The sequence below is a fragment of the Pseudarthrobacter sp. fls2-241-R2A-127 genome (assembly GCF_030209355.1).
Taxonomy (GTDB): Bacteria; Actinomycetota; Actinomycetes; order Actinomycetales; family Micrococcaceae; genus Arthrobacter.
On sequence record NZ_JARVSF010000008.1, the window covers coordinates 365,682 to 378,346 of the forward strand.

The 12,665-nt window shown below is 67.3% G+C and carries 13 protein-coding genes; 4 read left to right on the forward strand and 9 right to left on the reverse strand.

Annotated elements, in window-relative coordinates; all coding sequences use genetic code 11:
* Positions 1 to 83 precede the first annotated feature (83 nt).
* The 3 genes from QRN53_RS06295 to QRN53_RS06305 all read right to left on the reverse strand — a co-directional run bounded on the left by QRN53_RS06295 (position 84) and on the right by QRN53_RS06305 (position 3,194).
* Entirely contained in the window at positions 84 to 815 is a 732-nt protein-coding gene (locus tag QRN53_RS06295; protein WP_285243150.1) for an SGNH/GDSL hydrolase family protein, read from the reverse strand.
* Between the two features lie 228 nt (positions 816 to 1,043).
* Positions 1,044 to 1,868, reverse strand: a complete 825-nt coding sequence (locus tag QRN53_RS06300; RefSeq protein ID WP_285243151.1) for a DUF1206 domain-containing protein — start codon at positions 1,866 to 1,868, stop codon at positions 1,044 to 1,046.
* A 153-nt stretch (positions 1,869 to 2,021) separates the two neighbouring features.
* Positions 2,022 to 3,194: a serine hydrolase domain-containing protein gene (locus tag QRN53_RS06305; protein WP_285243152.1), complete on the reverse strand. Its 1,173-nt coding sequence runs from the start codon at positions 3,192 to 3,194 to the stop codon at positions 2,022 to 2,024.
* 90 nt (positions 3,195 to 3,284) lie between these two features.
* Here QRN53_RS06305 and QRN53_RS06310 point away from each other — a divergent pair, with 90 nt between their 5' ends.
* Positions 3,285 to 4,820: a S8 family serine peptidase gene (locus tag QRN53_RS06310; RefSeq protein ID WP_285243153.1), complete on the forward strand. Its 1,536-nt coding sequence runs from the start codon at positions 3,285 to 3,287 to the stop codon at positions 4,818 to 4,820.
* 23 nt (positions 4,821 to 4,843) lie between these two features.
* Positions 4,844 to 6,127 (forward strand): serine/threonine protein kinase, encoded by a 1,284-nt coding sequence (locus QRN53_RS06315; RefSeq protein ID WP_285243154.1) that lies wholly within the window; start codon positions 4,844 to 4,846, stop codon positions 6,125 to 6,127.
* 35 nt (positions 6,128 to 6,162) lie between these two features.
* On the opposite strand, the gene QRN53_RS06320 is transcribed toward QRN53_RS06315, so the two are convergent.
* Genes QRN53_RS06320 through QRN53_RS06330 form a run of 3 tightly spaced genes read right to left on the reverse strand, consistent with a single transcriptional unit; the run spans position 6,163 to position 7,634 of the window.
* On the reverse strand, positions 6,163 to 7,077 hold the full coding sequence (locus tag QRN53_RS06320; protein WP_285243155.1) for a DUF1648 domain-containing protein: 915 nt from the start codon (positions 7,075 to 7,077) through the stop codon (positions 6,163 to 6,165).
* A 9-nt stretch (positions 7,078 to 7,086) separates the two neighbouring features.
* Positions 7,087 to 7,245 (reverse strand): hypothetical protein, encoded by a 159-nt coding sequence (locus QRN53_RS06325; protein ID WP_285243156.1) that lies wholly within the window; start codon positions 7,243 to 7,245, stop codon positions 7,087 to 7,089.
* A complete protein-coding gene (locus QRN53_RS06330) occupies positions 7,242 to 7,634 on the reverse strand; it encodes a GntR family transcriptional regulator (RefSeq protein ID WP_285243157.1) in 393 nt (130 codons plus the stop codon). Before QRN53_RS06330 ends, QRN53_RS06325 begins: the two co-directional genes overlap by 4 nt.
* A gap of 308 nt (positions 7,635 to 7,942) precedes the next feature.
* On the opposite strand from QRN53_RS06330, the gene QRN53_RS06335 reads away from it, so the two are divergent.
* The gene (locus QRN53_RS06335) at positions 7,943 to 9,376 is read left to right on the forward strand and encodes a flotillin family protein (protein ID WP_285243158.1); all 1,434 of its coding nucleotides are present in this window, start codon (positions 7,943 to 7,945) and stop codon (positions 9,374 to 9,376) included.
* A gap of 53 nt (positions 9,377 to 9,429) precedes the next feature.
* Entirely contained in the window at positions 9,430 to 9,627 is a 198-nt protein-coding gene (locus QRN53_RS06340; protein ID WP_502934821.1) for an NfeD C-terminal domain-containing protein, read from the forward strand.
* 17 nt (positions 9,628 to 9,644) lie between these two features.
* Here the strand turns inward: QRN53_RS06340 and QRN53_RS06345 are convergent, their stop codons facing one another.
* The 3 genes from QRN53_RS06345 to QRN53_RS06355 all read right to left on the reverse strand — a co-directional run bounded on the left by QRN53_RS06345 (position 9,645) and on the right by QRN53_RS06355 (position 12,511).
* Entirely contained in the window at positions 9,645 to 10,676 is a 1,032-nt protein-coding gene (locus QRN53_RS06345) for an aldo/keto reductase (protein ID WP_285243160.1), read from the reverse strand.
* 14 nt (positions 10,677 to 10,690) lie between these two features.
* The gene (locus QRN53_RS06350) at positions 10,691 to 11,584 is read right to left on the reverse strand and encodes an SMP-30/gluconolactonase/LRE family protein (protein WP_285243161.1); all 894 of its coding nucleotides are present in this window, start codon (positions 11,582 to 11,584) and stop codon (positions 10,691 to 10,693) included.
* A gap of 147 nt (positions 11,585 to 11,731) precedes the next feature.
* Complete coding sequence (locus QRN53_RS06355; protein WP_285243162.1) at positions 11,732 to 12,511, reverse strand: SDR family oxidoreductase; 780 nt, start codon at positions 12,509 to 12,511, stop codon at positions 11,732 to 11,734.
* Positions 12,512 to 12,665 lie beyond the last annotated feature (154 nt).

Below are 12,665 nucleotides of genomic sequence, written 5' to 3' on the forward strand. Positions count from 1 at the left end.
CCCCAGCTTGGGGCTAATCGATAGATTCCTCCAGATTCCTGCCCGCGGCGGCCGGTGACCCTGGCCGCCGGCGTGAGCCGGGGTTACTGCGGTTCCGGGCGCCCTTGCACGGCGGCCGCGGCGGCAGGCGCGGCCTGCTCAAGGTAGGCGCCGATGTGTTCCAGGAGGTAGTGCTGGCCGGCAACCGTTGGGTGGTCGCCGTCGGGGCCGATCAAGTCACCAAAGTCGCTGCTGATCCAGCCCTCGGCGATGGGGTCCACGAACTCGCCACCGGCGCGGGCGGTAGCGGCCTTGAGCTGGCTGCTGATCTCCAGGAGCCCGGGGTCCGGGTCCGTTGAGTACGACGGCGGTCCCACGACAATGATTTTGGCTTCAGGGGCGAGCGTCTCGGCCCGGTCCATCGCCGCCAGCGCGGCGTCGCCGATTTCATCGGACGAGTAGCCGAGGTCGTTCTCAGAGCCGAAGAACACCACAATGCCCGTTTTTTCGTTGACGAGGTCTTCAACCTGGGTGCCAAACGTTCCGTCGAAATCGCCGGGGCTGACGTAGCCGCTGCCGTCTTCGGCGGCATTGACCACTTCCAGGCCGGCGCCCACGGGGTCGTTGCGCATCAGGGCCGGCCAGGCTTCCTGCGGCGACGTTCCGTGGCCGGTGCTCAGGGAGTCCCCTACCACCACCACCCGGACCGGGGCCTCACCCGTGGCCGGAGGCAGTGTTTGGGCGGCGCTCCCTGAGGTAACTGCCAGCAGGACGCCGAAGGTCCCGGCGGCAATGAGCCTGGCTGGATGCCCGCGCAGCGGCACATTGTGTTGCATGGGTGCCGCCTCCTGCCTGGAATCGGGCGTCGGCTACCAAGCCGGCTGCCACCTTATTGTCGTTTGTCCATGTCCCATCGTAGGCAATCAGTGAGGATACTGTAGTACCGCCGGGCACGATGCGACAGATCGCACAGCAACCCCACAGGCAATTCACACCTTTCGACGGCGCTGCCCGCCGGGCGGCCTGTCCCGTCCGGCAGCAACCACCGGCTGACAGGCCGTGCCCTAGAACTTGCCGTACCGGGCCCGCGCCATGGAGTACACGCCGTAACAGATGAGGCCCGCGGCGATGGCTGCGAGCAGGAACGCACCGTACGGTTGTGAGCCAAGAGCCTTCAGGCCCCCGTCCAGGCCCGAGGACTTGGAAGGATCGGCAGTAGCGGCGGCCACGATGATCAGTACGCCGACGACGGCGAGGATCACTCCCTTGGCGATGTAGCCGACGGTGCCTATCCACTGGACAGCGGTACGGGCACTGCCGGGGTCCTGCAGGTCGTCCATGAACTTTCGGGTGAAGCCTGTGTAGGTGTAATAGGCACCGGCCCCGATGATCGCCAGGCCGACGGCGATCAGCAGCACCACTCCAGCCGGGGCAGCCATGAGTTTGGCGGTGAAGTCACTGGCCGACTGGCTGGAACTCTTGGAACCGCCCGTGGCGAACACTGCGAACGTGAAGGCCATAAATCCGAACACCACGGCTTTTCCTGCAGCGGAGGCGGCCTCCTTCAGTTTCTTCTTCGAGTCGGCCCCGGCGCGGGCGCCGAAGACAGCCTCACCGACCATCCACAGCGCCAGGGCGGCGCAGGCAACAGCCCCAGCCCAGAGCAGGACGACGCCGCCGGGTTTTGAGGCAAGGGATCCGATCGCCCCGGACTGGTCCGCTTCGCCGCCTTTTCCGCTGTTGACCTGCAGGGCGATGGCGCCGATCAGCACGTGCACCAGCCCAATGAACACGAAGCCGGCACGGGCCAGAATGCGCAACGCCGGGCTGCGGCTGGCCGAAGCCGCGTCTGAAACCGCCCGGTTAGCTCCCTGCGACGCGTTTCCCATGGTCCGCCCTTCCAGCTATGTAGTTGATCCTCTGATGCCCGCAAGCCTTCCCCGGCCGCAGCGTGCCGCGGGATGCTTCAGTGTAGATCCGCCGGGACCATCCGGACAGGCCCCGGAGGCGGCGTAATGCGCGGCTGACCGGCGCGTTTGTCCTCAACGTGCAGGCTGGCAGAGCCTGTCCAGCGCCTCGTTGAGGGTGGACTCGATCTGGCCGTTGAGCAGGTCCCGCCGGCCGGTGCTGGCGGGATCTTCAACCTCGCCGGGCATGGGTGGCGCCGTGACGGTCATCGCCGCCTGGTACCGCCCGTCGTCGCTGCTGACGGCGACCGTCTGGAACTCCCTGAACGAGCCCTTGCCTTCCTGGCGCATGGCAGGGGAACACTGGTCCGCGAAGCGCCAGAGTCCCAACCCGAACCGGCCAAAGCCGGGGCTGGTCTTCATCTGCCGCAGTGAGGAAGAAGAAACGGCGCGGCCCTGAAGGAGGGCGGCCATGAACGTGTTAAGGTCCGCCACCGTTGACACCACCCCGGACGCCGGGGAGCCGGCGACCGACGCGTCGCCAGTGGTGTCGATGCGCTCGCCGTAGAGGGTGACGTACCCGTGGAGCAGGTTGGGTGCACCGGGGTCCGGCCGGTCCAGGGTTGTGTCCTTAAGCCCCAGCCGGGTGAACACCTGCTCCCGCATGACCTGGGCGAACGGTTTGTGGCGCAGGGCCTGCACCAAGAGGCCCAGTGCAACGTAGTCCGTGGTGGAGTATTTGAACAGTCCGACGTCGGAGGCCGGCCAAGGCAGCGTCCCGGCGGCCTGTACCTGCTGCTCCAGGGTCAGGCTGCGCGACAGGGCGGGGCGAAAATCCACGTCGCGGGGCAGGGCCGCGGCGGCGTCCGGCATCCCGGAGGTGTGGCTGAGCAGCTGGCGCACGGTGAGGGGTCCGGGCGGCCGCAGCATTCCCGCCAGTTCCGGGACGGCCTGGGTTACCTGGTCATCGAGGCCGATGAGGTGGTCATCGACGAGCTGGAGCACCGCGACGGCGGTCATGGCCTGGGTGACACCGGCAACCTCCACCCTGTCCGTTGGCTGCGCCGGGTCCAGGGAGTCGAGGCCCCTCACGCCAAAGGCCTGCGACCATTCGCCGCCCGGCCAGCGGACCTGGACCACCGCCGAGACGGCTCCCTGGTCCAGGAAGAGCTCGATCTGCTGCACCATGGGATCCAAGGCAGGCGGAAAGCGTCCGGGCGGAGGGGAGTCGTCGGTGTAGGTGCAGCCGGAGACGGCGAGGGCCACCGCGAGCGCCGCCCGCCTCACGATGCGGTATTTGGAGCCCACACCTCATGTTAGGGCGGCCCGCGACGTATTGACATGCGGGCGCCGCTGCCCATAATTGGTGGCAGCACTTCAGTGAGACCGGAGAATGGCATGACGCGTTTGGTGAGCTCACTGCTGAGGCCCCGCAACCACTCGGAGCAGCGCGGGCACGACCTCCTGGTCCACACGGACGCCAATGAGCGGGAGGCGGTCCTCGTGGAACTGCAGGTGGGCCACGGGACGCTTGCCACATCCGCGGGGGCCCGGTTTGCCACGCTCTTCAACGATACGTTTTCGTCGGCTGAGGATCCGCCCGCCCCGCCGCTGCAGGTCTCCACCCTGTACCTGCAGTGCCGGGTCCGGCCCGACGAGCTGACCACCCTCCTTGCCGCGGATGCGGCACACGGAGTTGCGGAGCGCACCATCTACCGTGTGTGGCCCGACTACATTGTCCGCCCGCACATCGACAGGTCAGCGGCCACGGTACAGGCCGATGCCGCGCTGCGCACGTTCGGGGCCTCGGGCCGCGGTTGTGTGTGGGCCGTCATCGACTCGGGCATCGACGGCACGCACCCGCATTTCCTCCCCGGCCCCACGGGAAAAGCGGACAACCTGCACGACCCGCGGGTTGCGGATCTCCACCGCGACTTCACGGTTCTGGTCACCGGTCCGGATGCCGGCACGACGGCGGCGTCACCGGACGCAGGATCCGTCCGCTCGGCCAAGGACCTGGTCCCGGACGACCCGGCACCTGCCCTGGTGGACGACGTCGGACACGGGACCCACGTGGCCGGAATCATCGCCGGCTCCGCTCCCCCGGCCGCCGTCATCATGACGAGCCGGTCCACACCGGATGGTCTGCCGGAATGGACACAGCGGGAACTGGACCCGGGCCGGTCCCTGGCCGGCCTGGCCTCGGAGGCGTTGCTGGTGAGCCTGAAGGTCCTGAACAACCAGGAGCACACCCTGTCCAGCGCGGTCATCGCCGCCCTGAACTACGTCAGGGCCGTCAACTCCTATGGCCGCAACCTGGTGATCCACGGCGTGAACCTATCGCTCGGCTGCGATTGGTATCCCGGTGACTTCGCCGCCGGCCAGAGCCCCCTGTGCCGGGAGATCGACCTGCTGGTGGGCTCCGGCGTCGTGGTGGTGGTCAGCGCCGGCAACGGCGGCGATGCACGGGACGACAACGGCGACTTCTATGGCAGGCTCTCCACCATCACGGACCCGGGAAACGCAGAAAAAGCCATCACGGTGGGTTCAACGCACCGCGACCAGCCGCACGTCTTCGGGGTCTCCTATACCTCCTCCAAGGGACCCACCCTTGACGGGCGGCTGAAGCCCGACCTTGTGGCCCCCGGCGAGCGCATCACCTCGGCGGCAGCCGGGAAGAACCGGAGCCAGGTGCCGGGCTTCAAGGACGCGGCGGCACAGATGCCCTGCTACGTGGAGGACAGCGGAACCTCGATGGCGGCCCCGCACGTTTCCGGGGCCATCGCGGCCTTCCTCTCGGCACGGCCGGAATTCATCGGCAAGCCGGAGGTGGTCAAAGACCTGTTCATGCAGAATGCAAGCTCCCTGGGCCGGCACCCGTTCTTCCAAGGCAGTGGCCTGGTGGACCTGATGCGGGTCCTGAACTCGATCTAACCACCCACCAGCCAGGAGCAGCCATGACCGGCAGCATCGGAAACCTCGACTACTACGAGCTGGCGTTCGCCGCCGATGGCAACGCCGAGCCGGACAACCCGGCAGACGGTGCCTCCCTGGCCGCCGCCGTTGCGGACGGCAGCATCCGTGACATCTTCGTCCTCTCCCACGGCTGGAACAGCGACGTCGAGTCCGCGCGCAGCCTCTACCAGTGGATGTTCGGCAATCTCTCTGACCAGCTGGGACAGCGGGCGGCAGGCTGTGCCGCCGTCGGAATCATCTGGCCCTCCCTGCTGTTCCCGGAGGACCAGGCATCCGCCGCACCGGCAGCACCCTCCACCGGGGCAGCACTGGCGGCGCACCTGGCCCCGGCGTTCCCGCGGAACGAGCAAGACCTCGGTGCAATCGGAAACCTGCTGGACCGGCAACCGGAGGATCCGCAGGAACTCGAACGCTTCCACCACCTTGCCCTTGGGCTGGTCAGTTCCCCCGTGCCGCCGCCCGAATCCGAGGACTCCAACCTGCAGGCAGCATTGGCAGCCACCACAGCGCCGCTCCTGACCCACGCCGCTGCGCTGGCCGCCCCTTCACAGTCGAGCGCGCAGGATATCGGGAACCCGTTCGGCATGCTGTGGAAAGGGGCGCGGGAGGTACTGCGCGCGTTCAGCTACTACGAAATGAAGAACCGTGCGGGCGTCATTGGCAGCCAGGGATTGGGCCCTTACCTCGGTTCGCTCGCGGGCCCCTCCGGCCCACCGCGCATCTACCTGATGGGACACAGCTTCGGCGCCCGGCTGGTGGCCAACGCGCTCGCCGGCCTCCCTGCGTCAGCTGCCGCCCCTGGCAGCCCCATCAAGCTGGTGTACCTCATCCAAGGGGCCTTCTCGCATTTCAGCTTCGCCTCGCCGCTGCCCACCGATCCCGCCCGGTCGGGTCTCCTGGCATCCTGTACGGGCCGGGTGGATGGTCCGTTCATCGCCACCTTCAGCAAAGCCGACCGCGCGGTGGGGACCTGGTACCCCACGGCGAGCTTCCTCCAGCGCCAGGACAACGAGGACGTCCACGACTTCATGTACCGCTGGGAGGGAATGGGCCATGACGGCTACCAGCAGGCGGGGGCCACAACGGTGCCCATGCATCAGCCGGGTGAGTCCTACGGGTTCACGGCGGGCGGCTTCTACTGCCTGGACGCCAATGCGGTGATTTCCCAGGACCAGAATCCTTTCGCCGGGGCCCACAGCGATATCCGGCACGCCGAGGTGCTGTGGCCTGTCGTCGAGGCTTTCACGGCCGCCGCCGGTCATTGACACTGGCCCCGGTTAGGCGTTGGCGCGGTAGCGGTTCACCCTCCAAAGCGGAGGATGACCGCCAGGCTGATCAGGGCGAGGACACCGGCGAGCAGCATGCCTGCCCGCGGGTTGCCGAAGTTGAGCGTCCAGCCCAGGCCGAAACGGCGCGGCACCATGAGCGCGTGGTCCTCACGGTTGATGTACAGGAGGCCGCCGCGCCAGAACTTGTCATCGTCCCGGTGGGTCAAGCCGGTTTCCCGGGCGGTCCCTTGGGGTTCGCGGTTGTACCGGGCGAGGACAACCATGGCCAGTCCAACGCCGGCCAGCACCGGGACCACCACCACCACCGCAGCCCAGTGCGCCCTGGTTCCGGTCCACATCAGCAGTGACGAGCCCATCATCCCCAGCGCGATCATGCCGGCCAGGCCGAGCAGGGCCCGTGCCCCGAGCGAGGCGTACTGCCGGTGCCAGCGCGCCGAGGCCTGCGGGTGCGCGGGGTCGAGGTCGGCCCGGCCACGGAGGATGCCCGCTGCGATGACGGACAGCAGCAGGGTGACGATGACCTGGACAATAACCAGGGAAAAGGCAGTCCCGAACGACTTCGGCGCCAGCCGGTCGGCCTGGCCGCCGGCTCCGTAGTGCACAGCCAGCAGGGCCGGCATCGAAGGATATTCGACGACGCCGATCGCCCCGGTCGCCACCGTCACCGTGACCGGGAAGGCCAACCACAGCCAGGGAAACCGGGGCGGGTCCGACCGGAGGCCGGTATCGACGGCGATGCCTTGGTGAAGGCCGCCATACCAGTTCCCGGCAGCCTTGGCAGCGCGGATTTCCTGGTTGGCAAGGAAGAAGCAGCCGTACCAGGCGCCAAGGAGCAGCAGCACCGAGACGGGCAGCAGGAACGTGGCGCCTGTGGCGGCGAAGGTGCCCGCTCCGGCCACGGCGGTGAGTACTCCGCTGAGCAGCACCCTCCACCGCTAGCGCCTGGACTGGGCCACCACCACCGGATCACCAACGTGCCCATCCGGCACCCGCACGCCGAAAGGGACCGTGGGGCTGGTGATGGACGGCAGCACCAGCGCCAGGAGGAGCACCAGCGCCAAGAGAACGGAACTCAGGATAATACCGGGGGTCATGGCAAATCCTTGCTGGGCGGGGTTTGGAAGGATGCAAGCATGGACTGGCAGGCGTCCAGGACGTCGTCCGCGGGGACTCCCCTGGCGATGGCTTCGGCCAGCAGGGTTCGCGCCTTTGCCGACCACTCCGCGTGGAATAGCGGGTCCACTGGCGCCGCCGCCACCACCGCCCCGGTCTTGCGGTTGAGCCGGATGAGGCCCTGTTGGCGCAGCAAGGCATACGCCTTGTTGACCGTGTGGAAATTGATCCCGAAATCGGCGGCCAAGGCGCGCGTGGCAGGAAGAGTACTGCCCTCCACCAGTCGGCCCTCGGCTATTTCTTCCGTAATCCGGTCCCGAAGCTGCAGGTAGAGCGGTATGTCGCTGGTGAGATCAAGCGCCAGAATCATGCTGCACCTCTTTATGCCATCTGTTATAGATCTATAGCCTCCGGGACGCAACAGGTCGGCCGCATGGCACGATGGCGGCCAGTGCAGCCCGCCGGCCAAAGCCAGGCCCCGCCGTCGGCCTCCCCATTTCCGTTGCCGCAGGCAAATATCAGCCCAGCTCTGGACTCTTGGGCGGGGCCCAATCAGACTGTCTACAACAGCTGGCCGGGCGCGCCGACGGCAAGTGGGAAATTCAGCGGCACATGGACGGCTGTATTTATTGGGGTTTTACCGTGATGCCGGTTCCGCGGCATCGAAAGGACCTGGTCATGCCGGACTTCACCGCATTCTTCCCGCTTATCGCCACAATTTTGGGGGTGCTTGTTGCCGTCGGCTTTATTTGGGTGGCAACCAAACTGATGTGGAAGGTGGCCGAACCCAACGAGGCCCTGATCATTTCCGGGCTCACCCGCGGAACCCTCGAAACACGCGAAGGAATGGATTTCAAGATCGTCACCGGCAAGGGCGCCCTGGTGCTGCCCGGCCTCCAGACGGTGCGGCCCCTGTCGCTCACACTGAACGAAACCGAGCTCAAGGTGTCCTGCGTTACCTCCCAGGGCATCCAGGTAATTGTGGAGGGCGTTGTTATATACAAGATCGGGGACGCTCCGCCGTTTATTGCCAATGCCGCCCGGCGCTTCCTGGGCCAGCAACCCAAAATGGAAAGCCAGGTCTATAACGTATTTGAGGGCCACCTGCGCTCCATTATTGGCAGCATGACGATGGAGGAAATCATCCGCGAGCGCGACAAATTGGCGTCGCAGGTGCGCAGCGCCAGCGGAGTGGAGATGGAGAAGCTGGGCCTGGTGGTGGATTCGCTGCAGATCAAGGACCTGCAGGATCCCACCGGGTACATCCAGAACATCGCCAAACCGCACATCGCGCAAGTGAAGATGGAGGCCCGCATTGCCGAGGCCACCCGCAACCGCGAGGCCGCCGAGAAGGAGGCGGAGGCTGCCGCGCTGATCGCCGACGCGCAGAGCGTCTCGGCGATCAGGCAGTCAGTGGCGCAGGCCAACGCCGAACGCGCCAAAGCCAACGCCGCCCAAGCCGGCCCGCTGGCGGACGCCACGGCCCGGCAACAGGTGGTGGTTCAGGAAACCGAAGTTGCCAAGCTGGAGGCGGACCGGGAAGAGCAGAAGCTGCAGACCAGCATCCGGAAGCCCGCCGACGCGAAAGCCTACGCCAAGCGCACCGACGCGGAAGGCCAGAAGGCTGCCGACATCTCAGCCGCGGAGGCCCTGGCCCGGCGCACCGAGCTTGAGGCCACCGCCAATGCCCGCAGAACCGAGTTGCAGGCCCAGGCCAACGCCAACGCCGCGGCTGCGGCCGCCGGGGCCACCAAGGTCACTGGTGAAGCCGAGGCTGCTGCCACCAGGGCCAAGGGTGACGCAGCAGCCTCGGCCATCAAGGCCAAGGCCCTGGCTGAGGCCGACGGCATCAAGGCGCGGGCCGAGGCGCTGGGAACCAACCAGGACGCCGTGATCTCGCAGCAGCTCGCCGAAAACATGCCCGCGATCATTGCCGCGGCGGCCGAGCCCTTCTCCCATGTGGGCCAGATGACGGTGCTGAACGGCGGCGAAGGGGTCAACCAGATGTTGGGCGGGATCCTGGCACAGGTAGGTGATTACCTGCCGGCCCTGTCCTCCGCGCTCCGGAAGGGCGACGAGGGCAAGCGTACGCCCAAGGCTCCCGGCGCATAGGGACAGCGATGCACAAAGAGGTGGACCGGAGCCTGACAGGCAGGATTGGGCGGGTGACCGGCCGCATCGGGCCGGGCACCATCGGAGAAGTCATGCTGCCGTACCTGGGCGGCATCATGGCTTTCCACGCCTACCCTTATGACAAGACAAGCGGCTTCGCGGTGGGCGAGGAAGTGCTGGTGATCTACTACGAACCGCCGCAGACGGTCTACGTGGACCAGCTGCCCGATGTGCTGAAGCGCCCGGCGTAGATGCCGCCGCTCCGTTCCTAGCGGCCACCCTCCATCTTGCGGCTGCGCTGCTCTTGCGCCATCGGCCCGTACGGGTAGACACCCGTCTGCGGCAGGCTGGCCTCGGTCAGCCGGCTGACTTCATCGGCGCTGAGCCGCAGGTCGGCGGCAGCCATGTTGTCGGCGAGCTGTTCAGTGGTCCGAGCTCCCAGGATCACCGAGGTCACGGCCGGCCGGTCCGCCAGCCAGGCCAGGGCCACCTGGGCCGGGCTTACCCCGTGGCCGGCGGCGATGTCTTCGACGGCGCCAATGACCGTCCACGTGCGGGGGTTGTCATTGCGCGCTTTCCACGCCTCCATGCCGCGTTCGGGGTTCTCCCCTAGGCGGGTCGCACCGGCCGGACGCTGGTCCCGTTTGTATTTGCCGGACAACCAGCCGCCGCCCAAGGGGGACCAAGGCAGCAGCCCGATCCCCGCATCGAGCGCCGCCGGCACGATCTCGAATTCGATGTCCCGGACCAGGAGGCTGTACTGCGGCTGCAGGCTCACGGGCGGGTTCCAGCCCTGGCTGCGCGCCGTGTGGACGGCCTTGGTCAGTTGCCACCCGAGGAAGTTGGAGAAGCCGTAGTAGGCGATTTTTCCGCGGCTCACGGCGTCGTCCAGGAAGCGCAGGGTTTCTTCCAGGGGCGTGATCGGGTCCCAGGCATGCAGCTGGTAGAGGTCGATCTGGTCCACGCCCAGCCGGCGGAGGGAGTCATCCAGCGCGCGGGTCAGCCGGCGACGCGACGTTCCGACGTCGTTCGGCGCCGTTCCCATCGGAAAGCGTCCCTTCGTGGCGATGACCGCCGTGTCACGCAGCGCCGGCCGTTGGGCGAGCCAGCGGCCGATGATCTCCTCCGAGGTGCCGGAACTGTAGACGTCTGCGGTGTCGATAAAGTTGCCCCCCGCGTTAAAGTAGCTGTCCAGGATGGCGTGCGAGTCTTCCTCGGTGGCTTCGGCGCCGAACGTCATGGTTCCCAGCGCGTAGTTGGTCACGACGGCGCCGCTGTGGCCCAGGGTTCTGTACTGCATGGTTGTCCTCGCGTTCAATGGTGGGTTGGTGGAACGTTCAGTCCGGCCGCATCACGGGTGCTGGTGCGGATCCGGTACAGGCTTGTGGTGGCCGTGATGTAGAGGTCCCGGCCGTCGGGGCCGCCGAAGCAGAGGTTGGAGACCGTTTCCGGGACGTCGATGGAAGCCAACAGCTCGAAGGACGGCGAATAGACCCTGACGGCGGGGCCCGCGGAGGTCCAGATCCTGCCCTCGACATCCACCCGGAGTCCGTCGGCGGCCTGGCCGTCGGGCAGTTCCACGACGACCCGCCCTGGCCCGCAGACGGCGTCGCGAACTTCGTAGGCAACGATCCTCAGCGGAACCCCGTAGCCGGGCCCGGCGGTGTCTGCAACGTACAAGAGTGCCTCATCCGGGGAGAACGCCAGCCCGTTCGGGTGGACGAGGTCTGTGATCACGGCAGCCAGGGTTCCGGAGGCGGCGTCCAACCGGAACACGTGGCAGCCTCCGTATTCCTGTTCCCCTTCGTGCCCTTCCCTGGTGCCGGGAAGAATGCCATAGGGCGGGTCCGTAAACCAGATGGAGCCGTCGCGGGCAATAACCACGTCGTTGGGAGAGTTCAGCCGGTGGCCCTGGAAGGAATCCACCAGGCCGGTCACGGTGCCGTCCTTGTCCCGCTCCACCCGGCGTCGGCCGTGGCTGCACTGCACCACGCTGCCGTCGACGTCGAGCGTGCGGCCGTTGGTGAATTCGACGTCTTGCGCGTATTCGCGGGTCGCGCCGGTGCCGGGGTGGAATTCCAGGATGCGGTTGTTGGGGATATCGCTCCAGCGAACGGTCTGAGAGGATGGCACCCACAGGGGCCCCTCGGCCCAGACCGATCCCGTGTAAAGGCACTCCAAGGTGCCGGTCGTCAGTCCATCAGCCATCGTCGCACCTTCGCATAGGCACCACGATATAGCCACGGCACGGGCGCTGCGCCGTTCCCGCGCCGGGGCCGTGGATCTGTCGGGTCCTTGGCTCAGCCGGCTCCGTGACTCAGACAGGAACGCCGGGCAGCACGGACGGCGGCGGGGTCACCAAACGGAGTCGCCGCGCAGGACGGCGTCGCTGCCGCCATCGATGTAGACCACTTGCCCGCACAGGTGGGTGTTCTCCTCGCCGCCGAGCCAGGCCAGCAGGCGGGCGACGGCGATCGGTTCGGCGATGCCGTTCAACGGCATCGGCACCATCTTGAGCAGGGCTTCGCGGCCCTGGGCGGTTTCGATCAGGCCGGCCGTCATGGGGGTGGCGATGACGCCGGGAGCGACGGCGTTGAGGGGAATGCCTGCTCCGGCCCATGTCGCCGTGGGTGCCTGCCTCCGCACCCACCGCGAGAGCGCCAGCTTGGTGGAGCCGTAGATAAGTCCTCCGGTGGTTTCGGGTTCCTTGGCCAGTACACCGGCGCGGGCAAGGGCCGCTTCTTCATCCCCTGCGGTGAGCAGGGAAACCAATTCGGGGTCGCTGGGCATCAGCGCAGCCATCGAGGAAACCAGCACGGCCCGCGGCGCCGGGGATCCGGCCAGGAGCGGGCGCAGGCCATCGAGGGTGGCGATGGTGCCGAAGAAGTTCACGGCGACGGTGGCAGGCGTGGGGGTGGCCAGGCCAGCCACCGCAAACACGGCGTCAACCTGCCCCGCCAGGTCCCGGACTCCCTGCACCAGTGCTGACCGTCCTTCGGGCGTGGAGAGGTCGGCGGTCACGTCGGCGCCGTGGATGTCCACGCCTATGACGCGGCTGTTCCGCTGCTCCAGCAGTTCCTTGGTTGCCTTGCCGATGCCGGAGGCGGCGCCGGTGACGACTGATATCCGGGTCATGTGATCCCCTTGCGCGTTTCGTTGACGTGTGCGATTTCACCGTAGAGGGCGTGGCGGCGGGCAGGACAGGGTCCAACGGCCCCCAGGGTGCGGACCGGTCCGGGCGGCTGCCGGCGCTCCCTTGACCCTGCCGGGGGCCAGGCGTATACCGAAA